Annotated in this window: 24 protein-coding genes; 13 read left to right on the top strand and 11 right to left on the bottom strand. The window is 64.5% G+C overall.

The features are described 5' to 3' along the window. Window positions 1-49 precede the first annotated feature (49 nt). Window positions 50-943, bottom strand: a complete 894-nt coding sequence (locus F9K07_RS12175) for a LysR substrate-binding domain-containing protein (RefSeq protein WP_159593439.1) — start codon at window positions 941-943, stop codon at window positions 50-52. A 108-nt stretch (window positions 944-1051) separates the two neighbouring features. Between F9K07_RS12175 and F9K07_RS12180 the strand changes: the two genes are divergently transcribed. The 11 genes from F9K07_RS12180 (at window position 1052) to F9K07_RS12230 (ending at window position 10556) form a co-directional block, all read left to right on the top strand. After that, window positions 1052-1765, top strand: a complete 714-nt coding sequence (locus F9K07_RS12180; RefSeq protein WP_236581932.1) for a substrate-binding domain-containing protein — start codon at window positions 1052-1054, stop codon at window positions 1763-1765. Between the two features lie 40 nt (window positions 1766-1805). Continuing rightward, the gene (locus F9K07_RS12185) at window positions 1806-2840 is read left to right on the top strand and encodes an amidohydrolase family protein (RefSeq protein ID WP_159593441.1); all 1035 of its coding nucleotides are present in this window, start codon (window positions 1806-1808) and stop codon (window positions 2838-2840) included. Window position 2841: 1 nt separating this feature from the next. Beyond that, a complete protein-coding gene (gene ligK, locus F9K07_RS12190) occupies window positions 2842-3525 on the top strand; it encodes a 4-carboxy-4-hydroxy-2-oxoadipate aldolase/oxaloacetate decarboxylase (RefSeq protein ID WP_159593443.1) in 684 nt (227 codons plus the stop codon). 9 nt (window positions 3526-3534) lie between these two features. Next, window positions 3535-4467 carry an amidohydrolase family protein gene (locus F9K07_RS12195; RefSeq protein ID WP_159593445.1) on the top strand — a complete coding sequence of 311 codons (933 nt, stop codon included), beginning with the start codon at window positions 3535-3537 and terminating at the stop codon, window positions 4465-4467. A 1-nt stretch (window position 4468) separates the two neighbouring features. Next, on the top strand, window positions 4469-4894 hold the full coding sequence (gene ligA, locus F9K07_RS12200) for a protocatechuate 4,5-dioxygenase subunit alpha (RefSeq protein ID WP_159593447.1): 426 nt from the start codon (window positions 4469-4471) through the stop codon (window positions 4892-4894). Between the two features lies 1 nt (window position 4895). Further along, window positions 4896-5762 carry a class III extradiol dioxygenase subunit beta gene (locus tag F9K07_RS12205; RefSeq protein WP_159593449.1) on the top strand — a complete coding sequence of 289 codons (867 nt, stop codon included), beginning with the start codon at window positions 4896-4898 and terminating at the stop codon, window positions 5760-5762. Between the two features lie 60 nt (window positions 5763-5822). After that, window positions 5823-6785 (top strand): Gfo/Idh/MocA family oxidoreductase, encoded by a 963-nt coding sequence (locus F9K07_RS12210; RefSeq protein WP_159593451.1) that lies wholly within the window; start codon window positions 5823-5825, stop codon window positions 6783-6785. A 5-nt stretch (window positions 6786-6790) separates the two neighbouring features. Continuing rightward, window positions 6791-7789: an aldo/keto reductase gene (locus F9K07_RS12215; protein WP_159593453.1), complete on the top strand. Its 999-nt coding sequence runs from the start codon at window positions 6791-6793 to the stop codon at window positions 7787-7789. 128 nt (window positions 7790-7917) lie between these two features. Next, window positions 7918-8385 carry a Spy/CpxP family protein refolding chaperone gene (locus tag F9K07_RS12220; protein ID WP_159593455.1) on the top strand — a complete coding sequence of 156 codons (468 nt, stop codon included), beginning with the start codon at window positions 7918-7920 and terminating at the stop codon, window positions 8383-8385. Window positions 8386-8410: 25 nt separating this feature from the next. Next, window positions 8411-9136, top strand: a complete 726-nt coding sequence (locus tag F9K07_RS12225) for a response regulator transcription factor (protein ID WP_159593457.1) — start codon at window positions 8411-8413, stop codon at window positions 9134-9136. A gap of 1 nt (window position 9137) precedes the next feature. Next, window positions 9138-10556, top strand: coding sequence for a sensor histidine kinase (locus tag F9K07_RS12230; RefSeq protein WP_159593459.1), 1419 nt, complete (start codon window positions 9138-9140; stop codon window positions 10554-10556). On the opposite strand, the gene F9K07_RS12235 is transcribed toward F9K07_RS12230, so the two are convergent. The 5 genes from F9K07_RS12235 to F9K07_RS12255 form a co-directional block, all read right to left on the bottom strand. Beyond that, on the bottom strand, window positions 10541-11014 hold the full coding sequence (locus F9K07_RS12235; protein ID WP_159593461.1) for an ATP-binding protein: 474 nt from the start codon (window positions 11012-11014) through the stop codon (window positions 10541-10543). The genes F9K07_RS12230 and F9K07_RS12235 overlap by 16 nt on opposite strands. Before the next feature lie 117 nt (window positions 11015-11131). Then, window positions 11132-11545 (bottom strand): hypothetical protein, encoded by a 414-nt coding sequence (locus F9K07_RS12240; RefSeq protein WP_159593463.1) that lies wholly within the window; start codon window positions 11543-11545, stop codon window positions 11132-11134. A gap of 184 nt (window positions 11546-11729) precedes the next feature. Beyond that, window positions 11730-13502, bottom strand: coding sequence for a type III secretion system outer membrane ring subunit SctC (gene sctC / locus F9K07_RS12245; RefSeq protein WP_159593465.1), 1773 nt, complete (start codon window positions 13500-13502; stop codon window positions 11730-11732). Window positions 13503-13510: 8 nt separating this feature from the next. Continuing rightward, window positions 13511-13951 carry a CesT family type III secretion system chaperone gene (locus F9K07_RS12250; RefSeq protein WP_159593467.1) on the bottom strand — a complete coding sequence of 147 codons (441 nt, stop codon included), beginning with the start codon at window positions 13949-13951 and terminating at the stop codon, window positions 13511-13513. Continuing rightward, window positions 13948-14415 (bottom strand): EscU/YscU/HrcU family type III secretion system export apparatus switch protein, encoded by a 468-nt coding sequence (locus F9K07_RS12255; RefSeq protein ID WP_328794053.1) that lies wholly within the window; start codon window positions 14413-14415, stop codon window positions 13948-13950. The genes F9K07_RS12250 and F9K07_RS12255 overlap by 4 nt, the downstream gene beginning before the upstream one ends. Between F9K07_RS12255 and F9K07_RS12260 the strand changes: the two genes are divergently transcribed. Then, window positions 14324-15277 carry a hybrid sensor histidine kinase/response regulator gene (locus F9K07_RS12260; protein ID WP_328794054.1) on the top strand — a complete coding sequence of 318 codons (954 nt, stop codon included), beginning with the start codon at window positions 14324-14326 and terminating at the stop codon, window positions 15275-15277. The genes F9K07_RS12255 and F9K07_RS12260 overlap by 92 nt on opposite strands. A gap of 45 nt (window positions 15278-15322) precedes the next feature. Here the strand turns inward: F9K07_RS12260 and rpoD are convergent, their stop codons facing one another. From rpoD to F9K07_RS12280, 4 genes are all read right to left on the bottom strand, one after another. After that, window positions 15323-17617, bottom strand: coding sequence for an RNA polymerase sigma factor RpoD (gene rpoD, locus F9K07_RS12265; RefSeq protein ID WP_159593473.1), 2295 nt, complete (start codon window positions 17615-17617; stop codon window positions 15323-15325). A gap of 313 nt (window positions 17618-17930) precedes the next feature. Further along, window positions 17931-19901, bottom strand: a complete 1971-nt coding sequence (gene dnaG, locus F9K07_RS12270; RefSeq protein WP_159593475.1) for a DNA primase — start codon at window positions 19899-19901, stop codon at window positions 17931-17933. A gap of 71 nt (window positions 19902-19972) precedes the next feature. Further along, entirely contained in the window at window positions 19973-21793 is a 1821-nt protein-coding gene (locus F9K07_RS12275; RefSeq protein WP_159593477.1) for a gamma-glutamyltransferase family protein, read from the bottom strand. 117 nt (window positions 21794-21910) lie between these two features. After that, window positions 21911-22669 (bottom strand): 3-hydroxyacyl-CoA dehydrogenase, encoded by a 759-nt coding sequence (locus F9K07_RS12280; RefSeq protein ID WP_159593479.1) that lies wholly within the window; start codon window positions 22667-22669, stop codon window positions 21911-21913. Window positions 22670-22819: 150 nt separating this feature from the next. Between F9K07_RS12280 and ppk2 the strand changes: the two genes are divergently transcribed. Continuing rightward, the gene (gene ppk2, locus F9K07_RS12285; RefSeq protein ID WP_159593481.1) at window positions 22820-23728 is read left to right on the top strand and encodes a polyphosphate kinase 2; all 909 of its coding nucleotides are present in this window, start codon (window positions 22820-22822) and stop codon (window positions 23726-23728) included. Between the two features lie 97 nt (window positions 23729-23825). Here ppk2 and F9K07_RS12290 read toward each other — a convergent pair whose 3' ends face one another. Then, complete coding sequence (locus F9K07_RS12290; RefSeq protein WP_159593483.1) at window positions 23826-24881, bottom strand: extracellular solute-binding protein; 1056 nt, start codon at window positions 24879-24881, stop codon at window positions 23826-23828. Window positions 24882-24904 lie beyond the last annotated feature (23 nt).

Consider the following 24904-nt stretch of genomic DNA (forward strand, 5'->3'; position numbering starts at 1 on the left):
TTGCGGGAGAGGGTCGGGGTGAGGGCGCGTGCAAGTACCTCCGTGCGCATCACCCCATCAAATGTCGAATCAGCTCCAGCGTCTTCTGCTGTGTCAGCGTAGCGGGGCGCTGCGAGCTCACTGCCAGGCACAGGCGGGTGCGCAGCGGCGGGTCGCACACCGCGCGCATGCGGTAGGCGGAGGGGCGGATCGAGCTCAGCACGGCGTTGGGCGCGAGCAGGGCGGCACCCACACCGTCGGCCACCAGATCGAGGATGGCCGAGACACCGTCGATTTCCAGCGCGATGTTGGGCCGGCAGCCGATGTTGGCCATCTCGGTCTCCACGTGCATGCGGATCGCATTGGGCCGGCTCGGGATCACCAAGGGCAGGACCGCAACCTCGCGCAGCGGCATGGGCAGCGGCGGGGGGTCTTCGGACAGGCCCGGCGGCCGTGGTTCCACCAGCACCAGTTCCTCGTCCTGCAAGGGCGAAATCTCCAGGTCGGGCGAGGGCAGCGCGTTGTAGAGCACCGCAATATCCAGCCGCCCCGTCACCAGCGCCTCGCGCATGGACATCGACAACCCCTCGCTGATCGACAGGCTGGCCTGCGGCAGTTGCTGGCGGAACGCCCGCGTGAGCGGCACCGTGATCACGCGCGCCAGGCTGGGTGGCAGGCCGATGGCCACGCGCCCGGCCAGCGCACCGCGCACCCGCCCCAGTTCCTCGCGCGCCCGCTCCACCTGGTGCAGGATGCCGCGCCCGTGCGCCAGCAACAGCGTGCCGGCTTCGGTGGGCGTGGCCCCGCGGCCGTTGCGCACCAGCAGGTTTTGCCGCAGCTCCACTTCGAGCAGCCGCACCTGGCGCGAGAGCGCGGGTTGCGCCACGTTGAGGGCGATGGCCGCGCGGGTGAAGCTGCCCAGTTCGGCCACGCGCACGAAGTATTCGAGTTGTTTCAGGTCCATAGCCGCACCATCATAGTTATGTAATTTTGTTCTAGCTGATAGGCTAGCTAGTGTCTTTTCCTCAGGGGTGGTGCGGGCCACAATGCGCAGTCTTTCACGCACAACACCATGAACACCGAGACAACCCCCACCCTGCGAGGCATTTCGTCCATGGCCACCCGGCAGGTGCTGGCCGAGCTGGCCAGCGCGTTCGAACGCCGCACGGGCTGCGCGGTGGCCATCGAGTCCGTGGGTGGTGTGGATGCCGCCCAGCGCGTGGCGGCCGGCGAAGCCTTCGACGTGGTGGTGCTGGCCTCCGACGCGATCGACCGGCTGATCGCCGCGGGCCACTTGCAGGCGGGCAGCCGGGTGGACCTGGTGCGCTCCAGCGTGGCGGTGGCCGCGCGCCAGGGTGCAGCGCAGCCCGACATCGGCACCGAAGCCGCGCTGCAGCAGGCGGTGCGTGCGGCCCGGCGCATCGGCTACTCCACCGGCCCCAGCGGCACGGCGCTGGTCGCCTTGTTCGAGCGCTGGGGCATGGGGGACGCGGTGCGCGAGCGGCTCGTGCAGGCGCGTCCCGGCGTGCCGGTGGGCTCGCTGGTGGCACAGGGCGAGGCCGACTTGGGCTTTCAACAGCTGAGCGAGCTCATCCACGTGCAGGGCATTGCCGTGCTGGGCACCATGCCCGCCGAGCTGAACTTCGACACCATCTTCTCGGCCGGCCTGCCCATGGGCCTGGCCGGCCGCCCCGAGCAGGCCGCGTGCGTGCGCGCCCTGCTCGATTTCCTGAACTCGCCCGATGCCGAAGCGGCCAAGCGCCGCCAGGGCATGGAGCCGATCTGATCCTTCCGATTTCCGAAAACCCTCTCAGGAGACAGCCCGCATGAGCCTCATCATCGATTGCCATGGCCACTACACCACGGCGCCCAAGGCGCTGGAAGCCTGGCGCAACCAGCAGATCGCTGGCATCCAGGACCCCGCGGTGAGCCCGAAGGTGGCCGACCTGAAGATCAGCGACGACGAGCTGCGCGAGTCCATCGAGACCAACCAGCTCAAGCTGATGAAGGAGCGCGGCAGCGACATCACGCTGTTCTCGCCACGCGCGAGCTTCATGGCGCACCACATCGGCGACTTCAACGTCTCCAGCACCTGGGCCGCCATCTGCAACGAGCTCTGCTACCGCGTCTCCACGCTGTTCCCGGACCACTTCGTGCCCGTGGCCATGCTGCCGCAATCGCCTGGTGTGGACCCCAAGACCTGCATTCCCGAGTTGGAGAAATGCGTCAAGGAATACGGCGCGGTCGGCATCAACCTGAACCCCGATCCGTCAGGTGGCCATTGGACCAGCCCGCCGCTGACCGACAAGCACTGGTACCCGATCTACGAAAAGATGGCCGAGTACGACCTGCCGGCCATGATCCACGTGAGCACCAGCTGCAACGCTTGCTTCCACACCACCGGCGCGCACTACCTCAACGCCGACACCACGGCCTTCATGCAGCTGATCCAGGGCGATCTGTTCAAGGACTTCCCGACGCTGAAGTTCCTGATTCCGCACGGCGGTGGCGCGGTGCCGTACCACTGGGGCCGTTTCCGTGGTCTGGCACAGGAGATGAAGAAGCCGTTGCTCGACACGCACCTGATGAACAACGTGTTCTTCGACACCTGCGTGTACCACCAGCCCGGCATCGACCTGCTCAACACCGTGATCCCGGTGAAGAACGTGCTGTTCGCCAGCGAAATGATCGGCGCGGTGCGCGGCATCGACCCGACCACCGGCCACTACTACGACGACACCAAGCGCTACATCGAAGCGTCGACGATTCTGAGTGCCGAGGACAAGCACCAGATCTACGAAGGCAACGTGCGCCGCGTGTTCCCGCGCCTGGACGCGCGTCTCAAATCGAAAGGACTTTGATATGTACGAACTTGGCGTTGTCTACCGCAACATCACCCGCGCCAACCGCGAGGCCGCTGACGGCCTGGCCGCACTCGGCTCCGCCACGGTCCACGAGGCCATGGGCCGCGTCGGCTTGCTCAAGCCCTACATGCGCCCGATCTACCCGGGCCAGCAGGTCAGCGGCACCGCCGTCACCGTGCTGCTGCACCCCGGCGACAACTGGATGCTGCACGTCGCGGCCGAGCAGATCCAGCCCGGTGACATCGTCGTGGCCGCCATCACCGCGGAGTGCACCGACGGATACTTCGGCGATCTGCTCGCCACCTCGTTCCAGGCGCGCGGTGCGCGCGCGCTCGTCATCGATGCCGGCGTGCGGGACGTGAAGACCCTGCAGGAGATGAACTTCCCGGTGTGGAGCAAAGCCATCAGCAGCAAGGGCTGCATCAAGGCCACCATCGGCTCGGTGAACATCCCCGTGGTCTGTGCCGGCATGCTGGTGACGCCGGGTGACGTGATCGTGGCCGACGACGACGGCGTCGTTTGCGTGCCCGCCGCGCGCGCGGTGGAAACGCTGGCGGCCGCCCAGAAGCGCGAGAGCTTCGAGGGTGAAAAGCGCGCCAAGCTGGCCAGCGGCGTGCTGGGGCTGGACATGTACAAGATGCGCGAACCGCTTGCCGCTGCAGGTCTTCGCTATATCGACTGAGGACGGCACATGAGCAAACCAACTTCCGGCGACTTCACCAAAACCGCGGGCTGGCTCGACTGGTTCGACGGCCCGAGCAAGCCGCGTTTCAAGTTGCCCGCAGGCGCGGTTGACGCGCACTGCCACGTGTTCGGCCCCGGCGCCGAATTCCCTTACGCAGCCGAGCGCAAATACACGCCGTGCGACGCGAGCAAGGCCCAGCTGTTCGCTCTGCGCGACCATCTCGGCTTCTCGCGCAACGTGGTGGTGCAGGCCACCTGTCACGGTGCGGACAACAGCGCCATGGTCGACGCCTGCCTCTCCAGCGGTGGCAAGGCACGCGGCGTGGCCACGGTCAAGCGCAGCGTCTCCGACGAGGAACTTCAGCGCCTGCACGCCGCTGGCGTGCGCGGCGTGCGCTTCAACTTCGTCAAGCGTCTGGTCGACTTCACGCCCAAGGACGAATTGCTGGAGATCGCCACGCGCGTCGGCAAACTGGGCTGGCACGTGGTGATTTACTTCGAAGCGGTGGACCTGCCCGAGTTGTGGGACTTCTTCACCGCGCTGCCCACCACCGTGGTGGTGGACCACATGGGCACGCCCGATGTGACCAAGCCGGTGGATGGCCCCGAGTTCGCGCTGTTCCTCAAGTTCATGCGCGAGAACCCCAATGTGTGGAGCAAGGTGACTTGCCCCGAGCGCTTGAGCGTCACCGGCCCGAAGGCGCTGGACGGCGAGCAGGCCGCCTACCAGGACGTGGTGCCGTTCGCGCGCCGCGTGGTGCAAGAATTCCCCGACCGCGTGATCTGGGGCACCGACTGGCCGCACCCCAACCTGAAGAAGCACATGCCCGACGACGGCCTGCTGGTGGACTTCATTCCCCAGATCGCACCCACCCCCGAAGAGCAGAAGAAGCTGCTGGTGACCAACCCCATGAAGTTGTACTGGCCAGAGGAGGTCTGACATGGCACTCGACAAACCCTACCTGGACGTGCCCGGCACGACCATCTTCGACGCCGAACAAAGCCGCAAGGGCTACTGGCTCAACCAGTTCTGCATGAGTCTCATGAAGGCCGAGAACCGCGAGCGCTTCAAGAAAGACGAGCGCGCCTACCTCGACGAGTGGGCCATGACCGAAGAGCAGAAGCAGGCCGTGCTCGCGCGCGACCTGAACTGGTGCATTCGGCTGGGCGGCAACATCTATTTCCTGGCCAAGATCGGTGCCACCGACGGCAAGAGCTTCCAGCAGATGGCCGGCTCCATGACCGGCATGACCGAGGAGGAGTACCGCAACATGATGGTGGCTGGCGGCCGCTCGGCCGACGGCAACCGCGTGGTCGGCGAAGACGGCGATGCGCAGGCGCACCGCCAACCCCAAGGAGAACACTGATATGGCCCGCATCACCGCATCCGTCTACACCTCGCACGTGCCCGCCATCGGCGCGGCACTCGACCTGGGCAAGACCCATGAGCCGTATTGGCAGCCGGTCTTCAAGGGCTACGAATTTGGCCAGCAATGGATGAAGGACCACAAGCCCGACGTGATCTTCCTGGTCTTCAACGACCACGCGACCGCGTTCAGCCTGGACATGATCCCGACCTTCGCCATCGGCACCGCCGCCGAGTACCAGCCGGCCGACGAAGGCTGGGGCCCGCGCCCCGTGCCCAAGGTGATCGGTCACCCGGAACTGGCCTCGCACATCGCGCAATCGGTGATCCAGCAGGACTTCGACCTCACCATCGTCAACAAGATGGACGTGGACCACGGCCTGACCGTGCCGCTGTCGCTGATGTGCGGCCCGCAAGACCCGGTGAAGGGTGCCTGGCCCTGCCCGGTGATTCCTTTCGCCGTCAACGTGGTGCAGTACCCTGTGCCCAGTGGGCAGCGCTGCTACAACCTGGGCAAGGCGATCGCGAAGGCGGTGGCGAGCTACGACGAAGACATCAACGTGCACATCTGGGGCACGGGGGGCATGAGCCACCAGTTGCAAGGCCCGCGCGCGGGGCTGATCAACAAGGACTTCGACAACGCCTTCCTCGACAAGCTGATCCACGACCCCGAAGCCGCGGCGAACATTTCGCACATCGACTACGTGCGCGAAGCGGGCAGCGAAGGCATCGAACTGGTGATGTGGCTGATCGCGCGCGGCGCGATGGCCGACGCCGCCGGCGGCCCCCGCCCGAAGGCTGTGCAACGCTTCTACCATGTGCCTGCGTCGAACACGGCGGTGGGCCACCTGATCCTGGAAAACCAATAAGCTTGCGGGGCAGACCGCAGTCGCGCAGCGGCCAGCTCTGTCCCCAACTGGAGTAAAGATATGAGCAAAACCATCAAAGTCGCCCTCGCGGGCGCCGGCGCCTTCGGCATCAAGCACCTGGACGGCATCAAGAACATCGACGGCGTCGAGGTGATCTCGCTGATCGGCCGTGAACGGGACAAGACCCAGGAAGTGGCGAAGCAGTACGGTATTGGCCACGTCACCACCGAGCTGTCCGAGTCGCTCGCGCTCAAGGACCTGGACGCCGTCATCCTCTGCACGCCCACGCAGATGCACGCCGAACAGACCCTGGCCTGTCTGAAGGCCGGCAAGCACGTGCAAGTGGAAATTCCGCTGGCCGACAGCCTCCAGGGTGCGGACGACGTCGTCGCGCTGCAGAAGAAGACGGGCCTTGTCGCCATGTGCGGCCACACGCGCCGCTTCAACCCCAGCCACCAGTTCGTGCACAACCAGATCCAGGCTGGCACGTTCAACATCCATCAGATGGATGTGCAGACCTATTTCTTCCGCCGCACCAACACCAACGCACTCGGCCAGGCGCGCAGCTGGACCGACCACCTGCTGTGGCACCACGCCGCACACACGGTGGACCTTTTTGCCTACCAGGCCAACAGCCCGATCGTGCAGGCCAACGCCATCCAGGGTCCGATCCATCCCACGCTGGGCATCGCCATGGACATGAGCATCCAGCTCAAGGCCGCCAACGGCGCGATCTGCACGCTCAGCCTGAGCTTCAACAACGATGGGCCCTTCGGTGCCTTCTTCCGCTACATCGGCGACAACGCGACCTACATTGCACGCTACGACGACCTGTACACGGGCAAGGACGAGAAGGTCGACGTGTCCAAGGTGGCGGTGAGCATGAACGGCATCGAGTTGCAGGACCGCGAGTTCTTCGCCTCCATCCGGGAAGGCCGCGAACCCAATTCCAGCGTGGCCAAGGTGCTCGCCTGCTACCAGGTGCTGCACAAGCTCGAACAGCAACTCAACGCGCAAGGGTGATCGCCATGCAGCAGCGCCCACTCGGTCCCTTCAGCGTCTCGGCCATCGGGCTGGGCTGCATGAACATCTGCCATGCCTACGGAGCGCCTGTGTCGAAAGAGCAGGCCGAGCGCGTGCTGCTGACCGCGCTGGACAACGGCGTGACCCACTTCGACACCGCAGCGCTCTACGGTTTTGGCGCGAGCGAAACGCACGTGGGCAACGTGCTGGCCAAGCACCGCAGCCAGTTCACGCTGGCCAGCAAAGGCGGCATGGCCGGCGTGCAGTTCGACGATGGTGTCAAGCGCGTCATCGACGGCCGGCCCGAGGCCATTCGCAAGAACTGCGAAGACAGCCTGCGCCGGCTGAAAACCGACGTCATCGACCTCTACTACCTGCACCGCTGGGACAAACAGGTGCCGGTGGAAGAGAGCGTCGGCGCGATGAGCGACCTGGTGCGCGCGGGCAAGGTGCGCACGCTGGGCCTGTCGGAGGTCTCGGCCGCCACCCTGCGCAAGGCGCAGGCGGTGCACCCCATCACCGCCTTGCAGACCGAGTACTCGCTGTGGACGCGCAACCCCGAAATTGCGGTGCTCGAGACCTGCCGCGAGTTCGGCATTGCCTTCGTGGCCTTCAGCCCTTTGGCACGCGGGTTCTTGTGCGGCCCCGATCTGAATGTGGGCAGCTTCGACCCCAAGGACATCCGCCTGCCGATGCCGCGTTTCAAGCCCGAGCATTTCGGCCGCAACCTGCAATTGCTTCCCGCCTACCGTGCCATTGCCCAAGAGGTGGGCTGCACGCCGGCCCAACTGGCGCTGGCCTGGCTGTTGCACCAGGGGCCGGACATCCTGCCGATTCCCGGCACCGCGCGCGAAGCCCACCTGCTGGACAACCTCGGCGCTGCCGACGTGAAGCTGGACGCGGCCACGCTGGCCAGGCTCGATGCGCTGATCAACCAGAAAACGGTGAGTGGAAACCGGTACACCGAGCAGGCGAACAAAGAGATCGACACGGAGGCTTATTGACCCCCCGTCGCGCTTCGCGCGGGCGCTGAAAAAAACCGAAACATAGCGATACCGCGCCGAGACGACGCTGGCGTGTCCGCTCGGCACCATCTGGGTCATGTTCAACCGTCCCATCGAAAGGACATCACATGAAAACCTGGATCAAACGCTCGCTCATGGGCTTCACCGGCGTGGCCATCGCGGTCGGCAGCCTGGCTGCCTGCGGCACACGCCACCACGAACGCGGGCCCATGAGCCCCGAGAAGATCACCGAAGTGCGTGGCAAGGTGGTCAACCGCATCACCAGCAAACTCGATCTCAACGCCGAACAACAGCAAAAACTCAACGTGCTGGCCGACAAGGTGCAAGCGCAGCGCCTGGCCATGATTGGCCAGACCACCAACCCGCGCGCCGAGATGCAGGCATTGGTGTCGGGCGACAAGTTCGACCGCGCCCGCGCCCTGCACCTGCTCGACGAGAAGACCCGCGCGGTTCAAGTGAGCAGCCCCGAAGTGATCAACGCGCTGGCCGATTTTTACGACAGCCTGAACCCCACGCAACAGGGCGAGGTGCGCGAGCGCCTGCAAAAACGCCGAGGCTGGTTCGCGCGCGGTTGATCGCCCCACTGGGCGACAATGCCCCATGCCCCGCATCCTGCTCATCGACGACGACGAACAGCTCGGACCGCCGCTGACCACCTACTTCCAGCGGTTCGAGCTCGCGCTCGCCCACGCGCTGCGGCCCGGTGAGGGCCTGGCGCGTCTGCGTGGCGAAGCCTTCGATGCCGCCATCCTCGACGTCATGCTGCCCGAGATGGACGGCTTCGAGCTCTGCCGCACCATCCGCAAGGAAAGCGACATCCCCATCGTCATGCTCACCGCGCGCGGCGACGTGATGGACCGCGTGGTCGGCCTCGAACTCGGCGCAGACGCCTACCTGCCCAAACCCTTCGAGCCGCGCGAACTCGTGGCACTCATTCAGACCGTGCTGCGCCGTCGCAACGGCGGCAATGGACCGGCCACACCGGCCATGGCCATGGCCATGGCCACGGCCGTGGTCGAGCAGGGCGTGTTGCACTTCGATGGCCTGAGCATCGACCCGACGCGGCGCAGCGTGTTGCGCCAGGGCGAGCCGGTAGAACTCACCAGCACCGAGTTCGACCTGCTGCACCTGCTTGCGCGCGATGCGGGCCGCGTGTTCAACCGCGACGACATCCTCAACCAGTTGCGCGGCCACGAGGCCGACCTCTACACCCGCGCGGTCGACATCGTGGTGAGCCGCCTGCGCAAGAAGCTCGAGCCGCTGGACTGCATTAAAACGCTGCGCAACGCCGGCTATACGCTGGCGCTGCCCAAGCGGCACCGCTGACATGACCGCCACCGCCTTGCCCTGGTACCGCCGCGCGCTCAACGCCGTGCGCTGCTCGCTCAAGCTGCGCATGGTGCTGGTGTTTCTGCTGCTGGCCTCGGCCATGTCGTTCACCTTCATCGCGGGCGTGCAGAAAGCCTTCTCCGTGGGCTGGCGCGAAGCCGCCCGGCCCTTGCTCATGGATTACGTCGACCGCCTGGCCAACGAGGTCTCGGCCCAGGGTGTATCGCCCGATATCGGGCGCGCCCAGGCACTGACGCAACGCCTGCCGATCACCATCGACATCAGCGGTCCGCGGGTGAACTGGCGCTCGCACCCTGACCAGGAGCACCCACGCTGGCGACGTGACCAGTGGCGTGCGGACCGCGAAGATGGTGCCGGCTGGGGCGACGACGCGGACTGGCAGCAATTGCTGCAACGCGCGACGGCCGATGGCCACCGCATCGAATTCGGTGTGAACGAAGCCGCGTTCGACCGACGCCCCAAGCTGGTGGGCTACACCCTGGTTGCCTTGCTCACGCTCACGTTGCTGGCCTACCTGTACGTGCGCCGCCTGCTGCGCCCGCTGGACCATATCCGCCAGGGCGCGCTGCGCTTTGGCGCTGGCGAGTTCGGCGAACCCATTCCCGTGCGCCATGCGCACCGGCCCGACGAACTCGGCCAACTCGCGGCCACCATCAACACCATGGGCCACGACATCCACCAGATGCTCGAAGCCCAGCGCGCGCTGCTGCTGGCCATCAGCCACGAGCTCCGCAGCCCGCTCACGCGTGCCCGGCTCAACACCGAGTTGCTGCCCGAGTCGGACGAAGTCGCGCCACAGCGCCAGGCCCTCTTGCGCGATCTGAGCGAAATGGCGCGCCTCATCAGCGACCTGCTGGAGAGCGAGCGCCTGGCGGGCCGGCACAAAGCCTTGCGCCGCGAACCTACTGACCCGGCCAGCCTGGTGCGCGAAGTCATCGACGAACTCGCCGCCACCCAGCCTGCGGCGCGCGACATTGCCGTGCATCTGGCGCCGGACTTGCCCTCGCTGGCGCTCGACCGCATCCGGGTGCGCCTGCTGCTGCGCAACCTGCTGGACAACGCCTTGCGCCACAACGCGGGCGCGGACCGGCCTGTTGAGCTGCACGTTCGCACGATCGAAGGAGCGCCGGGCATCGAAGTCACCGTGCGCGACCACGGCCCCGGTGTGCCCGACGACCAGATCCCGAACCTCGCGCAGCCCTTCTACCGTCCCGATGCCGCGCGCACCCGCAGCGCGGGTGGTGTGGGTTTGGGTTTGTACCTGTGCAAACTCGTTGCGCAGGCACACGGGGGAGGGCTGCAGGTGCGCAATGCGCGACCCGGGCTGGAAGTGTCAGTGCGCCTGCCGGGCGACGACCGGGAGGGGGCCGCAGGCGCCGTTCAGCGCCGCGTGTGATCGCCCGGCGGTGGATACCGCTTGACGATGTGCACGAGGTTCGTGTCCCGGCCGTTTTCGCGCACCCGCGCGTAGGAAGCCTCATCGGCCAGCTGGCGCACGAAGTGAATGCCCAGGCCACCGATGGCCCGGTGGTCGATGTCCGCCAGCAGGTCGGGCGTGGGCGCGGTGAGCGGGTTGTAGGCCACGGCGTGGTCGCGCACCTGGACCTCGATCTGGCCGGGGGATAGCCAGGCGTTCACGTGAATCTCGCCGTGCTGCGTGGGCGCGTAGCCATGTTCCACCACGTTGGTGATCAGCTCGTCGAGCATGAGGTGCACCGCCCGCACCGTGGCGCAAGGCACTTGTGCTCCCGAAGCCCATTGCGTCAGCGCGTCGGCGAGTGCGCCGATTTCGTCCAACCGATTGCTCAGGGAACGTGTGAATACGCTGTTGGGTTGGACGAAAGGTGTGGGCATGAAGGTGGGTGATGAATGCCTGTCGAGCGCGTTTTATTCTCGCATCGTCGGACCTCGCGCACACCTCCTTGCATCGCCGCGTGCATGCTTGCGCGCCGCCCGGGGCGGCATCCGGGTTCAGACTTCGGCCAGCACCTTGCCCCGCAGGATGGTGCAGCGCCAATCCGTCACCTGAGCGGCAAACCCGCGTAATACATAGGCCAGGTCGACGCCTTCCATGGGCTCGGCCATGGGAATGGCCAAGGTGAACATCAACCGGTCGCCTGCGACGTCCAGCACAAACATGCCCGTCACCAGGCCCGCCAGTTGGGCTTGAAACGTCAGCGCGGCTTCATAGGCTTCCAGACGGCTCTGGTCTTCGAGAGCCCCCACCTCCATGTGCAGCTGCATGTGCCGCGTCCCGTTCCACACGAGTTGCATCTCCACACCATCCACGTCCACCAGACCGCCTTCCCCCAGACGCTCGGTGTTGGGAAGGTCCAGGCTGCTGCTGGCGTCGCGGCAGAATTTTTCGTAGGCAATTCGGTCCATCGTGGTACTCCTTGGGGTGATTTGTTTCTTCATGTGCTCACGGGCTCGAAGCCCGAGGGCTTGCGGGCTTTTGAGTAACGGAATTTGGGGCTTCGTTCTGCCTCGACGCAGGCGCAGAAGGGTCCAAAAAGAAGGAGGCCGATGGGCCTCCGTCTGGATGTGTCGGGATCGTTCTTCGAAGGGCTCAAGGCGGCGTGCGTGTGGGCTCCTGAGGGACGAGGGGTGGTGGCGCCCACGTGCCGGGCGCGCTGATGATGGTGGGCTTGATGACGAACAAGCGTTCGCGCCGTTGCGTGGTGCGAGAGCGGCTGGTGAACAACACACCCAGTCCAGGGATGTCACTGAGGAAGGGCACGCGCTGGTCGCTGGTCGTGTTGCTGTCCGAGGTGTGGCCGGCGATCACCAGCGAGTCGTTCTCCCGCACGATGGCTTGGGTGCTGACGGTGCTGCGTCCCACGGTGGGCAGTGTGTCTATCTGCCGGTCTTCGATGCGGCCGTCCTCGATGTCGACCGTCAGTTGCACAAAGCGCTCCTGGCCCTCGGTGATCACGCGCGGCGTGACCCGCAAGGTGGTGCCTGCGGTCACGGGTGTGAGGGAGGCCACCCGTTCGCCCTGCAGGCGCACGTAGAACGTTTCCGAGAGATCCAGCAGCGCTCCGGTGTTGTCGCTGGTGAGTACCGAAGGGCGGCTCTGTATGCTCGCGTCTCCGGTGCTTTCGAGCAAGCGGATCTGACCAATCAGATAGCCGCCGGCGTTGACCGCCACCGACCCCGGGTTGATCGTAGCGGATGCGGCGTGCACCAGCGACAGGGTGCCCGGCTGTGGCGTGGCGTTCAAGGCACCAAAACCGAGGGCTGAGTTGTTGCCCACCCTGCCGGCCCAGTTGATCCCCAGCTCGCGCGCCTTGTCGGAATTGACGTTGATGATCATGGCCTCGATCTCGATCAGAGCCGTGGGCACGTCCAGCTGTTCGATGATCTTGGCATACAGCGGAATGCGTTCGGGGAGGTCTTCCACGATCAGGGCGTTCAGCCGCGGATCGGATTGCACGGAAGGGCCGCGCGTGCGGACGTTTGAGCGGCCATTGCTGGAGATGACGCGACCGCTGTCGGCGGCAGGCGCATTGGCCTGAGCGCTGCCGGACGCCACCGGCGCACCACTGCCACCCGTGACGGGCGTGCCGCTGTCGCTGTTGACCGTGACCGTGCGCGGGGCGGAGGAGGTGGAAGCCGAAGGGTTCAGGCGCTCGTCCCACACGAAGCCCGTGGCCGGCGAGCCTCCTCGGTCGACCACCAGATTGCGAAGCACGGTCGCCAGGCCGGGCTGGACGACTTCGCGGTCGCGGTAGCGGATCGTGCGGTCTTCGGCCGATGCATGGCGCAGACGAAAGACGGCCACTTGCTGAGCGCCACTGGCCGGCGGCAGCTGCTTCAGGGTCGCCTCCATCAGACTCACGTAGCTGGGTGGTCCGGAGACCATGACCACGCCCTGGTCCTGGAGTTCTCCCCAACCGAATCGGGGCTCGAGAACGCCGAGGTCTGTCAAGGCCTTGCGCAGGTTGCTCACGCCGCCGCCAGGAACGGGCAGGCCGCGTGTGACGGTCTCGTTGGCTTTGGAGATGTACAAGGTCCCCGCATGGGTGAACCAGGTGAAGCCGTATATGCCGCCCAGGCGCGAGATGAACTCGGTGGGATTCTTGGCGCTGAATCGACCGTTGACGGTGCCTTCGATGCCAGGCTGCATGGACAGGGCCAGGCTGAACCCGGCCGCGAACTCCGCCAACACCGATGCGAGGGACACGTTCTCCGCATAGTGGTTGAAAGGCGCATCGGGCCAAGGAACGGGTCCCGATAGGGCCGCGCCGGAACTCAGACAGGTGGCCAGCACGGTGGCCCGCAAGCCAGCGAGGATGCGCGCGGTCTGAAAAGGGAATGGGCGTCGGCAAGGGGACGGCATGAAAGCTCCTAGAGGGCTCGGGCGACGGTCGTCGTGGAGGTGCTGGCACAGGTGCGCGTCCAGAACTCCAGTGCGTTGAGAAAGTCTTCCAGTTCGGCTTGGAGCCGTTCGAGGTTGGTGTCCGCGGCCAACTGTGCCTGGAGCTGCAAGGTCTGGTCGCGGGTGTCGATGCAAAGGCCCGACCCGTGGTCCCGCAACAAACCGGCAGCCAGTGTGGACAGGTGCATCAGCACGTCCTCCTTCTTGCTGCCCAGCGAACCCAGACTCAGCAACCGGGCCGTGATGGCGATGCGTCCACTGGGTGCCGCTTGCATGTGCACGCGATAGCGGTCGTCGAAGCGCAGCGTAAGACGGCCATCGGCCTTGAACGCATCGGCGCCCAGGCCCTGCCGTGCGGCGTATGCGGCCACCGCCGGGTGGGCTGCGGGAGACTTTTGTGATGCTTTCATGGGTTGTGCTCCTGTTTCATGGCTTCGACCATCCGCAGCACCTCGGCCACCGCTTCGACCAGTTCGCTCGGAATGTATTGATCGACCTCGGCGGATTCCATCATGGCCCGCGCCAAGGGGATGTTCTGCAACACCGGAACACCCGATTCCCGCGCCGCTTGCACCATGCGGGCCGCCAGCGCGCCTTCGCCTTTGGCGAGTACCACCGGCAGGGGTGTCTTGTCCTTGTCGTACAGGATGGCGATGGCCAGATGGGTGGGGTTGGTGATCACCGCCGATGCTTGCCGGGTTTTCTCCACCGCGCCCTCCTGCAGCATTTCCTGGTGCAGGTGCTTGCGCTGGTGCTTGATGTGGGGGTCCCCTTCGGCTTGCTTGTACGCTTTGCTTGACGCTATTTTGATGATGTCGCGGCTCGAAACAGGAATGATCGTCCCCAATTTGATGCCATTCGCACTGGACCCCATCCTGGGGCAGTTGCACCAGGCGTACAGCAGCGTGGCCGCAAAGAAGAGGCTGCGTTTCGCGGTGTGTCCAACGTCTGCCATTGCCTATAGCGACCCGGCTTTGCTGCAGCGCATTTTGTCCAATTTGATTTCGAATGCTCTGCGATATACCGAAACCGGCGGAGTGGTGGTCACCTGCCGCCAGCGAGGTGACGCTTTGCGCCTGGAGGTTTGGGACACGGGCCCTGGTATCCCGCGAGAGCACCGGGAAGCCATCTTCCGCGAGTTCTATCGGATTGATCGAACCGACTCGCAAGGAGGGGTTGGGTTGGGTCTGGCGATAGTTCGAAGTTGTTCGGAACTGTTGGGCTATCGCGCGCGCATTTCTTCCCAGCCTGGCCGGGGCTCCCGGTTCTATTTGGAAGTGCCGCGTGGCACGTTGCCAGCTTCCACGGGCACCGACGCATTGTTGACCGATGTGGTTTCCGATGAACCTGTGGGCAAGCCGTTTTCCGGTTTGCGGGTGGTGCTGGTGGACGATGATTTGGTCATTCTTGAACGCACGTGTCGGCTGTTAGAGCGATGGGGCTGCAGCGTAACGGCGGCTTCGTCGGGACCGCAAGCTGAGGCTCTGGTCGCCCGCCTTCCTCATCCACCCGATTTGGTGCTGACAGACTTGCGTTTGGATGCCGGTGAAGTAGGAACGGATCTCATTGCACGGCTGCGTCTGCGTTTGCGTCCCAATCTTCCCGCCATCGTGCTCACGGGTGACAGCTCGCTCGACACCGCGCGGGAGGTTCGACGCGCGGGGCTCACGCTGTTGTACAAGCCCGTTCCGCCCGCGAAGCTTCGGGCGGTGATGAGCCGGTTGTTGGCGGCCTGAGGCGTCGGGTATAAAAAAGGGAGCGTTGCGGCTCCCCTTATAAGGCTACAGCGTGTCGATGAAGCTGCGCAGCTTGTCTGACCGGCTCGGATGCTTGAGTTTGCGAACGGCCTTGCTTTCGATCTGACGGATGCGCTCGCGCGTTACATCGAATTGCTTGCCCACTTCTTCCAGCGTGTGGTCCGTGGACATTTCAATACCAAAGCGCATGCGCAACACCTTGGCCTCGCGCGGTGTGAGGCTGTCGAGGATTTCCTTGACCACTTCGCGCAGACCGGCTTGCATGGCCGCTTCGATGGGGGCCGTGTTGGCCTGATCTTCGATGAAGTCGCCCAGATGGGAGTCGTCGTCGTCCCCGATGGGGGTTTCCATCGAGATCGGCTCCTTCGCAATCTTCATGATCTTGCGAATCTTGTCCTCTGGCATCTCCATTTTCTCGGCCAGGATGGATGCATCAGGCTCGAAGCCGAACTCCTGCAAGTGCTGGCGGCTGATGCGGTTCATCTTGTTGATGGTCTCGATCATGTGCACTGGAATGCGGATCGTGCGGGCCTGATCGGCGATCGAGCGGGTAATGGCCTGGCGAATCCACCACGTGGCATAGGTGGAGAATTTGTAGCCACGACGGTATTCGAACTTGTCCACCGCCTTCATGAGGCCGATGTTGCCTTCCTGAATCAGATCCAGGAACTGTAGGCCGCGGTTGGTGTACTTCTTGGCGATCGAAATCACGAGGCGCAGGTTGGCCTCGATCATTTCCTTTTTGGCATCGCGCGAGGTCGCTTCGCCTTGGTTCATCCGTTTGTGGATGTCCTTGAGGTGCGTGAGCGGCACGACCACGCTGCTTTGAATATTGATCAGACCTTGTTGCAGTTCCTGCACCGGGGGAATGTTGCGCTCAAGCACAACGCTCCAGGGCTTGCCCGCTGTGGCCTGCTTTTCCACCCACTTCAGGTTGAGCAGATTGGGCGGGAATTCCTTGATGAAGGTTTCCTGAGGCATACCGCACTTGTCCACGATGATGCGACGCAGTTCGCGCTCCTTCTTGCGCACATCGTCGACTTGGCCGCGCAAGGTACCGCACAGTTTTTCAATTGCCTTGGCGGTGAAGCGGATCGACATCAGCGTTTCGGTGATCGCGACCTGCGTCTTGAGGTAGGCAGGAGTGCCGTAGCCTTCCTTGTCGTAAATCTTGTGCAGCTTTTCGAACAGGTCGCGCATCGTGTCGAAGCGGGTCAGGGATTCGCGCTTGAGTTCTTCGAGCTTGCGGGTCAGCGCCTTGGAGCCGCCCTTGCCATCGTCGTCGTCGGCTTCGTCATAGTCGTCGAAGTCTTCTTCGGCAACATAGTCGTCGGCCGCGTCGGCATCGGCAAAACCGTCGACCACGGTGGAGATAACAACCTTGCCTTCGCGGATGTCGTCGGCCATCAGCAGAATTTCGGCGATTGTCGCCGGGCTCTCGCTGATGGCAGCCATCATGTCGTTCAAGCCGCCTTCGATGCGTTTGGCGATTTCGATCTCGCCCTCGCGCGTGAGCAGCTCCACCGTGCCCATCTCGCGCATGTACATGCGCACAGGGTCGGTCGTGCGGCCGAATTCACTGTCCACGGTGGACAGGGCGGCCTCGGCTTCTTCTTCTGCTTCTTCTTCGGTGGCGGCCGTCGGACCGGTGTTGTTCAGCAGCAGAGTTTCGGCGTCGGGCGTTTGTTCATAGACAGCCACGCCCATGTCGTTGAGCAACGAGACCACAACCTCCAGCGTTTCGGCCTCGACCAGCTTGTCGGGCAAGTGGTCGTTGATTTCGCCATGTGTGAGGTAGCCGCGCGTTTTGCCCAGCTTGATCAGGGTTTTGAGGCGTTCGCGGCGGTTACGCGCTTCTTCTTCGGACAAGACGGTTTCGTCCAGGCCGAATTCCTTCATCAGCGCGCGCTCTTTGGCCTTGCTGATCTTCATTCGCAGAGGCTTGACCTTTTCGACCGTCTGCGGGGTGGCATCGGTGGCCTCGGCTTCGGTCTCGCCCGCCAGGTCGTCTTCGATATCGCTCAGGTCTGCATCGTCAAGATCGGCATCGCTCTGGCCTTTGGCCTTGCTGTCGGCCTTGGGCTTGCGGCCCCGCTTGGCAGCGGGCTTCGCAGGGGGCGCAGCCTTCTTTTTCTGGTTGAGCGCTTCTTCTTCGGTCAAATCGGGCTTGGCTTTTGCGACGGTTTTTTTGGCGGGGGTCTTTTCGGTCACAGCAGTGGCTTTCTTTGAGGGCAAGGCCGAGGTTGCAACGCGCGCGCTGGCCTTCGGGGCGGTTCGGGTGCTGGACACGACGGGCGTACTGGATTTCTTCGCGGGCATGAGGACCTCAAAAAAATGTCGAACTGGAACCGGCTGAACACACACACACACAATCCGCCTGAAGGCCGCGCGACGCGGTCCCCCCGGTGATTTTGTTGGGCACAACACCTACCTTTCGCCGGAAAGGGCAGGCCTGCAAGCTGTGGGGCGAACATTTGGTGTGCAGTCCTTGCGGAGTTCCGTCGAGCCAAGGAGGCGTCGAGGTGGCCAGGAATTTGTTCCATCTGACCCTGTACAGGGGCGAGGCCGGTGCCGGAGGTGCTGCTGTCGCGCTTGCGGTGCAAAGCCCAGGATTATACCGTTGACGGTGGATTCATGCCGTTTGGCCTGTGATCAAGGCCTGCAGGCGGTCGCGCACGCTTTTGTATTCGTCCATTGCAGAGGTGTCGCCGCGACTCACGCGCTCAGCGAGCCGGCGGGCTTGCGCTTCGAGGCCGTCGCGCCGCAAGCGGTTCATCACGTCGGCCAGCTCGGCCAGCTCGTTGTCTGGCTCGGTGCCCATGAGGACCTGCTCGACCTGACTGCAGACGAAGGATTCGTGCTCGTGGCCACGCAGCGCCTCGCGCAGGGCGGCCCAGGGCTGGTGACCGTGTTCGTGCAGTTGGACTTCCAGCCAGTGGAATACTGGACCATGGGGTGCCTCCAAGTGGGCGAGCAGCGCGTGGTCGTCGGCGGATAGCGTGTCCCAGGCCGATGCGTTGGTCAGCAACAGGCTCACAGCCCGGTCGGCGCGGCTGCCACCGACGTGGCGAGTGCCGAGCATGCGTGGCGGCGGCGGTGGGCCTTTGCGCCACTTGCCGCCGAAACTCTTGCCACTACCGCCACCGCCGCCATAGCTGTTGTTGCTTCGGTAGGAACTGCCTTGCGGTGCATAGGCGTCGGTGGGGGGGCTGGCGTCCTGGTGGCCGTACGCCTGCGATGCCTGGGGGGCAGCGGGCGCTGGCGCGCGGCCGCTTCGCGAGCCGGTGCCGGTTTGCTGCCAGAGTTGCAGCAGATCCTGGCTGCCAATGCCAATACCGGCAGAGAGTTCGCCAATGAGCTGGCGCTTGAGTGCGCCATCGGGCAGGGCGCTCCAGAGGGGGCGGGCCTGGCTGGCCATGCGCGCTCGACCCTCGGCGGTGGACAGGTCGCAGTCGGCGCTGGAGGACTCGATCAGAAAGCGCGACAGTGGCATGGCTTCCTTGACGCACGCGGCAAAGGCGGCCTCGCCGTTGGCTCGGATAAAGCTGTCCGGGTCGTGTTCGGCCGGCAGGAACAGGAATTTGACGCTGCGGGTGTCGGTGGCCAAGGGCAGCGCGGCGTCAAGCGCCTTGCGTGCCGCGCGTCGGCCCGCGCTGTCGCCATCGAAGCTGAACACCACCGAGTCGGTGAAACGAAAGAGCTTCTGCACGTGGTCGGGTGTGCACGCGGTGCCCAGTGTGGCGACGGCGTTGGCAAAGCCGAGTTGGGCCAGGGCGACCACATCCATATAGCCTTCTGTGACCAGGGCGTAGCCGGCGACGCGGATGGCGGTGCGGCCTTCGAACAGCCCATAGAGTTCACGGCCCTTGCTGAAGACCGGCGTCTCGGGCGAGTTGAGGTATTTGGGCTCACCCTTGTCGAGCACGCGTCCCCCGAAGCCAATGCACTCACCTTTGACGTTGCGGATCGGGAACATGATGCGGTCGCGGAAGCGGTCGTAGCGTTTGGCTTGGCCGTCCGCTCCTTTTTCGTCCTCGTGCTCGATCACCATGCCGGATTCGACCAGCAGCGGTGTCTGGTAGTCGGGGAAGACGCTGGCCAAGGCGCGCCAACCTTCGGGTGCGTAGCCCAGGCCGAAGGTTTTTGCGGCCTGGCCGGAGAGACCACGTCCCTTGAGGTAGGCGACCGCGCGCGGTGTGCTTTTGAGCTGCTTGGCATACGCCTGCGCCGACTTCTCCAGCACGTCGGTCAGCGTGGCCTGCTTCTGGCGCTGTTGAGCGGCGCGCTCACGGTCCTGCGGCGAGGCCTCGTCTTCCGGAATCTGCATGCCGGCCTGCTGCGCGAGATCTTTGACTGCCTCGATGAAGCTCATGCCGGCGTGTTCCATCAGGAACCCAATGGCGTTTCCGTTGGCTCCGCAGCCGAAGCAGTGATAGAACTGCTTGCTCGGGCTGACGCTGAAAGAGGGTGATTTTTCTCCGTGGAAGGGACAAAGGCCCATCAGGTTGGCGCCACCCTTCTTGAGTTGCACGTAGCGGCCCACCACGTCGACGACGTCGACGCGGTTGAGCAGTTCCTGAATGAAAGTCTGGGGGATCGCCATGGGAAGGACGCAAGCTTAACGCCGGGCGCGGGTTCGGCGCGGCGCTTTCCCGCCAAGCCCCCTGGATCGGCTCAATCCCCCGCGACGATGCCCTCGCGGCGCGGGTCGGCACCGCCCAGCCAGACACGTTGGCCGCGTTGCATGCCGCGCTGAATGGCTTGCAAGCCACTGGTCATTTCAGGTTCTTCCACCGTGTGGCCTCGGTCCCTCAGGGCTTGGGCCGTGGCTGCGGGGAAGCGCCCTTTTTCCAGCAGCACGGGGCCTCCGGTCGTGCCAAAGTTGGGCAGGTTGATGGCGGCTTGGGGCGAGAGTCCCCATTGCTGCGTCCCATGCAGGGTCTTGGCCGTGAAATGGATGATGAGGGCGCCCCCGGGACTGCCCCCGCTCATCAGCAGTTCGCCGCTGGTCTTGTCGAACACCAGCGTCGGTGACATGGAGGAGCGGGGCCGCTTGCCGGGTTGCACGCGATTGGCAATCGGATGGCCTTGGGCATCGCTCGGCGCAAAGCTGAAGTCGGTGAGCTCGTTGTTGAGCAGGAAGCCACCTGGGCGCTTCGGATCGGTGGTGACCATGAGGCGCGAACCGAAGGCGGCTTCGATGGTGGTGGTCATGGCCAGTGCGTTGCCGAAGGCGTCGACGATGCTGATGTGGCTGGTGCCGTATTCGGGCTGGTCGGGCATGGGCGCCCATGCTGCTTGCACGCCAGCGGGCTGCCCGGCGGGTGCCGCGGGCATGCGCGCCGAGCTGATGAGGCGCGCTCGCTCGTCCAGGTAGCGCGCATCGAGCAAGCTGGCCCAGCGGCCGCCGGGGGCGCTGACGAAGTCCGGGTCGGCCACATACTGGGCCCGGTCGGCAAAGGCCAGGCGAGAGGCTTCGGTGTAGGCGTGCAGCCACTCGGCCGATGGATAGGGAGTGGTCATCGCGCCTTGAACCAGGGGTTCTCGCGCCTGCGGCGTGCGCGCCAGCAGGCCCAGGATCTGGCCCACGGCGATCGCGCCCGAACTCGGCGGCGGGAACCCGCAGACGTTCAGGATGCGTTGTGCGGCGGCGAGGTCGTGACACAGGGCTTCGCGCTCGCGTGGTTGGTAGCGCTTGAGGTCGTCCAGGCTGAGGTTGCCCGGGCGCACAGGGTGTTGCTGCACCTTGTCGACGATGGCTCTCGCGACGGGCCCCTCGTGCAAGGCGATCGGACCTTGCGCTGCGATGTTGCGCAACACCTGCGCAAGTTCGGGGTTGCGCAGCATATGGCCAACGGGATGGGGTTGGCCATTGGGGCGATAGAAATAAGCCGCGGCCACGGGGTCCGACTTCAGCGCGGTTTCGGCCAGCAGCAGCGTTTGCAGGCGTGGGCTTACCGCAAAGCCTTGTTCGGCCAGTTGTATGGCGGGGTCGAACAGCCGCGACCAGGGCAGTTTGCCGTGCTGGCGATGGGCTTGCGCGAGCATCATCACGGCGCCTGGCACGCCCACGGATCGGCCGCTGGCCACCGCGGTCATGAAGGGAAGAGGCTTGCCTTGGTCGTCAAGAAACAAGCGCTCGGTGGCGGTCGCGGGCGCGGTCTCACGGCCGTCGAAAGCCTGGATTTTCCGACCGTCGTAGTGCAAGAGGAAGGCGCCGCCGCCGATGCCGCTGGATTGCGGCTCCACCAACGTGAGCACCATCTGCACGGCGATGGCGGCGTCCACCGCGCTGCCGCCCGCGCGCAGGATGCGTGCACCGGCTTGCGTGGCCAGCGGGTTGGCCGCAGCCACGGCCTGGCGCTGGAACGTCCAGCCCGGTTTGATGGTCAGACCCGAGGCACCTTCGGGCTGCTGCACCGAGGAAGGTGCGGAGGGGGTGCCGCAGGCACTCAGCAGGGTGAGCGAGGCAATCAGGCAGGCAAAGCGTGTCATGGCAGGGCTCCCGTTGGTCGAGGAAACGCGATCAACCGTAACCCAGAATCGCTTGCCGGCCGAGAGGGTCGGCCCAAAGATGCGTAAGAAGCCGCGTCACCGGCGGCGCCGTCGGCGTTACTTCGGTGCCAGGCGGATGGCGCCATCCAGTCGGATCACCTCGCCATTGAGCATGTCGTTCTCGAAAATGTGCCTGGCCAGTTTGGCGTAGTCATCGGGGGTACCCAGGCGGCTCGGGAAGGGCACGCCGGCGGCGAGCGCGTCCTGGACTTCCTTGGGCATGCCGAACAGCATGGGCGTGCCGAAGATGCCGGGTGCAATCGTCATGTTGCGAATGCCGTTGCGGGCCAGATCGCGGGCGATGGGCAAGGTCATGCCGACCACGCCCCCCTTGGAGGCTGCGTAGGCCGCCTGGCCGATCTGACCGTCATAGGCGGCAACGCTGGCGGTGGAGATCATCACGCCGCGCTCGCCCGTGGCTTCGGGCTCGTTCTTGCACATGGCGTCGGCGGCCAGGCGAATCATGTTGAAGCTGCCCACGAGGTTGACCATGATGGTCTTGGTGTAGACCCCTAGACTGTGCGCGCCATTCTTGCCAACGGTTTTTTCCGCCGGGGCGATGCCGGCGCAATTGACCAATCCCATGAGCTTGCCGAGGGACACGGCCTTGGCCACCACCGCCTGGCCATCGGCTTCGCTGCTGACGTCGCATTTCACAAATGCACCGCCGATGTCCTTGGCAACTGCTTCACCCTTGTCGGCCTGCATGTCGGCGATCACGACCTTGCCGCCGTTGGCTGCCAGCATGCGCGCTGTGCCTTCGCCCAGCCCCGATGCGCCGCCGGTGACGATGAAAACCTTGCCTTGAATGTCCATGCTGTGCTCCTGGTGTGTGTGGGATGGGATGGGATGGGATGTGACGTTGACGTAAACGTCAATTCGATGGGGATTATGCGACATGTGTGTGTCACGCCACTGTCACGTCGAGGCGCTAGGCTGGGCGCCTTGTTTTCAGATGGAGCCATCATGTTCGACAGCCCTGAGGAGTGGATGCGCCGCATGCACACCGACCTCATCGACAGTTACGACGAAGAGTTGGAGATGGAGCTCGAGGACGATGCGCTGGATCCACCGGGAGATGACAGTGCCGAGTCCACGCGCAAGGCTGCGCGCCGCACGTATTTCCGCGAACTGTTTCGGCTGCAAGCCGAGTTGGTGAAGCTGCAGGACTGGGTGGTGGCCACGGGACACAAAGTGGTGATCGTGTTCGAGGGCCGCGATGCGGCGGGCAAAGGCGGCGCCATCAAGCGCATCACACAGCGTCTGAATCCGCGGGTGTGCCGTGTCGCCGCATTGCCGGCGCCCAATGACCGCGAACGCACGCAGTGGTACTTCCAGCGATACGTGGCCCATCTGCCGGCGGCGGGTGAGATGGTGCTGTTCGACCGCAGTTGGTACAACCGTGCAGGCGTCGAGCGTGTCATGGGGTTTTGCACCGATGAACAGTACGAGGAGTTTTTCCGTTCGGTGCCCGAGTTCGAGAAGATGCTTGTGCGCTCAGGTGTGCAGCTCATCAAGTATTGGTTTTCGATCTCGGACGAAGAGCAGCACCTGCGGTTCCTGGGGCGCATCCACGACCCGCTAAAGCAATGGAAGCTCAGCCCCATGGATCTGGAAAGCCGTCGGCGCTGGGAGCTTTACACGCAGGCGAAAGAGACCATGCTGGAGCGCACCCACATACCCGAGTCCCCGTGGTGGGTGGTGCAGGCGGACGACAAGAAGAGGGCGCGCCTGAACTGCATCCACCACCTGCTGCGGCAGATGCCCTATACGGAGGTGGAACGGTCCACGATCACATTGCCCGAACGTGTGCGCCATGAGGGGTACCTCCGGCACCAAGTGCCTGGCGAGATCCACGTGCCGCAGGTGTACTGAAGCTCCCAAAAAACAAAGCCCTTGGCTATCGCCAAGGGCTTTGTTCAATCTCTGAATCCAGAACGCTGCGAAATGGCTTCGCCAGGCCGCAGTCGGATTACTTGTACCCGACACGGTCCAGCATCTGCTGAACCTTGGTCATGTTCTTCGCCACGATGCCCAGGGGCACGGTCTCGGCCTTGAAGCTCTCACCTCCCATGGACTTGATGGCAGGGTTGTCGACCTTCAATCCCTTGACGGTGGGAAACTCGTTGTTGCCATTGGCGAAATAGTCCTGTGCATAGGGGCTGGCCAGGAATTCCATGAATGCGATCGCGTTGTCGCGGTTCTTGGCATGTTTGGCGACCCCCGCGCCTGCGATGTTCACATGGGTTCCGCTGGTGGCCTGGTTGGGGAACATGACCTTGATCTTGCTCACCACGGCTTTGTCTTCTGCCTTGTCCGATTTGATCAAGCGTGCCACGTAGTAGGTGTTGGTCAGTGCCACGCCGCATTCGCCAGAGGCCACACCCTTGATCTGGTCGGTATCTCCACCCTTGGGGGGGCGCGCCATGTTGTCCACCACACCCTTGAGCCAAGCTTCGCCCTTCTGGTCGCCCATGTGCTCCACGATGGTGGAGAACAGCGAGAGGTTGTAAGGATGCGATCCCGAACGCGTGCAAACCATGCCCTTGAGCTTGGGACTGGCCAGTTGCTCGTAGGTGGCCACGTCTTCTGCCTTCACGCGGGCCGGGTCGTAGACGATCACGCGGGCGCGGGTGGAAAAGCCCGTCCAGGTCACGCCGTTGGCGGTGGCGGTGGCGCGCAGGTTGGCGGGAATGGCCGCGTCGAGCTTGGCGGACTTGATCGGCTGGAACAGGCCTTGGGTGTCGGCCACCGCCAGGCGCGCGGCATCCACCAGCATGATCACGTCGGCCGGCGAAGCGGCGCCTTCGGCGCGCAATCGCGCGATGATGCCCGCGTCGTCCGCGTCCACTCGGTTGATCTTGATGCCGGTGGTTTTGGTGAAGGTGTCGTACATCGCCTCGTCGGTTTGGTAGTGACGGGCGGAGTAGAGGTTGAGCACTTTGTCCTGGGCGAACGCGGTGGTTTGTGCGCCGAGGCAAGCCAATGTGACCGTCAACGCGGCTGAAAGTTTGAGGGCGTGTTTCATACGTGTCTCTCGCTGGAGGTGAA

The organism is Hydrogenophaga sp. BPS33, from assembly GCF_009859475.1.
In the GTDB taxonomy this organism is placed as follows: Bacteria; Pseudomonadota; Gammaproteobacteria; order Burkholderiales; family Burkholderiaceae_C; genus Hydrogenophaga.

Excerpts from the sequence above, each read along its gene's own strand:
- F9K07_RS12175 (WP_159593439.1), bottom strand. The coding sequence starts at position 943 with ATGGACCTGAAACAACTCGAATACTTCGTGCGCGTGGCCGAACTGGGC.
- F9K07_RS12180 (WP_236581932.1), top strand. The coding sequence starts at position 1,052 with ATGAACACCGAGACAACCCCCACCCTGCGAGGCATTTCGTCCATGGCC.
- F9K07_RS12185 (WP_159593441.1), top strand. The coding sequence starts at position 1,806 with ATGAGCCTCATCATCGATTGCCATGGCCACTACACCACGGCGCCCAAG.
- ligK (WP_159593443.1), top strand. The coding sequence starts at position 2,842 with ATGTACGAACTTGGCGTTGTCTACCGCAACATCACCCGCGCCAACCGC.
- F9K07_RS12195 (WP_159593445.1), top strand. The coding sequence starts at position 3,535 with ATGAGCAAACCAACTTCCGGCGACTTCACCAAAACCGCGGGCTGGCTC.
- ligA (WP_159593447.1), top strand. The coding sequence starts at position 4,469 with ATGGCACTCGACAAACCCTACCTGGACGTGCCCGGCACGACCATCTTC.
- F9K07_RS12205 (WP_159593449.1), top strand. The coding sequence starts at position 4,896 with ATGGCCCGCATCACCGCATCCGTCTACACCTCGCACGTGCCCGCCATC.
- F9K07_RS12210 (WP_159593451.1), top strand. The coding sequence starts at position 5,823 with ATGAGCAAAACCATCAAAGTCGCCCTCGCGGGCGCCGGCGCCTTCGGC.
- F9K07_RS12215 (WP_159593453.1), top strand. The coding sequence starts at position 6,791 with ATGCAGCAGCGCCCACTCGGTCCCTTCAGCGTCTCGGCCATCGGGCTG.
- F9K07_RS12220 (WP_159593455.1), top strand. The coding sequence starts at position 7,918 with ATGAAAACCTGGATCAAACGCTCGCTCATGGGCTTCACCGGCGTGGCC.
- F9K07_RS12225 (WP_159593457.1), top strand. The coding sequence starts at position 8,411 with ATGCCCCGCATCCTGCTCATCGACGACGACGAACAGCTCGGACCGCCG.
- F9K07_RS12230 (WP_159593459.1), top strand. The coding sequence starts at position 9,138 with ATGACCGCCACCGCCTTGCCCTGGTACCGCCGCGCGCTCAACGCCGTG.
- F9K07_RS12235 (WP_159593461.1), bottom strand. The coding sequence starts at position 11,014 with ATGCCCACACCTTTCGTCCAACCCAACAGCGTATTCACACGTTCCCTG.
- F9K07_RS12240 (WP_159593463.1), bottom strand. The coding sequence starts at position 11,545 with ATGGACCGAATTGCCTACGAAAAATTCTGCCGCGACGCCAGCAGCAGC.
- sctC (WP_159593465.1), bottom strand. The coding sequence starts at position 13,502 with ATGCCGTCCCCTTGCCGACGCCCATTCCCTTTTCAGACCGCGCGCATC.
- F9K07_RS12250 (WP_159593467.1), bottom strand. The coding sequence starts at position 13,951 with ATGAAAGCATCACAAAAGTCTCCCGCAGCCCACCCGGCGGTGGCCGCA.
- F9K07_RS12255 (WP_328794053.1), bottom strand. The coding sequence starts at position 14,415 with ATGGGGTCCAGTGCGAATGGCATCAAATTGGGGACGATCATTCCTGTT.
- rpoD (WP_159593473.1), bottom strand. The coding sequence starts at position 17,617 with ATGCCCGCGAAGAAATCCAGTACGCCCGTCGTGTCCAGCACCCGAACC.
- dnaG (WP_159593475.1), bottom strand. The coding sequence starts at position 19,901 with ATGGCGATCCCCCAGACTTTCATTCAGGAACTGCTCAACCGCGTCGAC.
- F9K07_RS12275 (WP_159593477.1), bottom strand. The coding sequence starts at position 21,793 with ATGACACGCTTTGCCTGCCTGATTGCCTCGCTCACCCTGCTGAGTGCC.
- F9K07_RS12280 (WP_159593479.1), bottom strand. The coding sequence starts at position 22,669 with ATGGACATTCAAGGCAAGGTTTTCATCGTCACCGGCGGCGCATCGGGG.
- ppk2 (WP_159593481.1), top strand. The coding sequence starts at position 22,820 with ATGTTCGACAGCCCTGAGGAGTGGATGCGCCGCATGCACACCGACCTC.
- F9K07_RS12290 (WP_159593483.1), bottom strand. The coding sequence starts at position 24,881 with ATGAAACACGCCCTCAAACTTTCAGCCGCGTTGACGGTCACATTGGCT.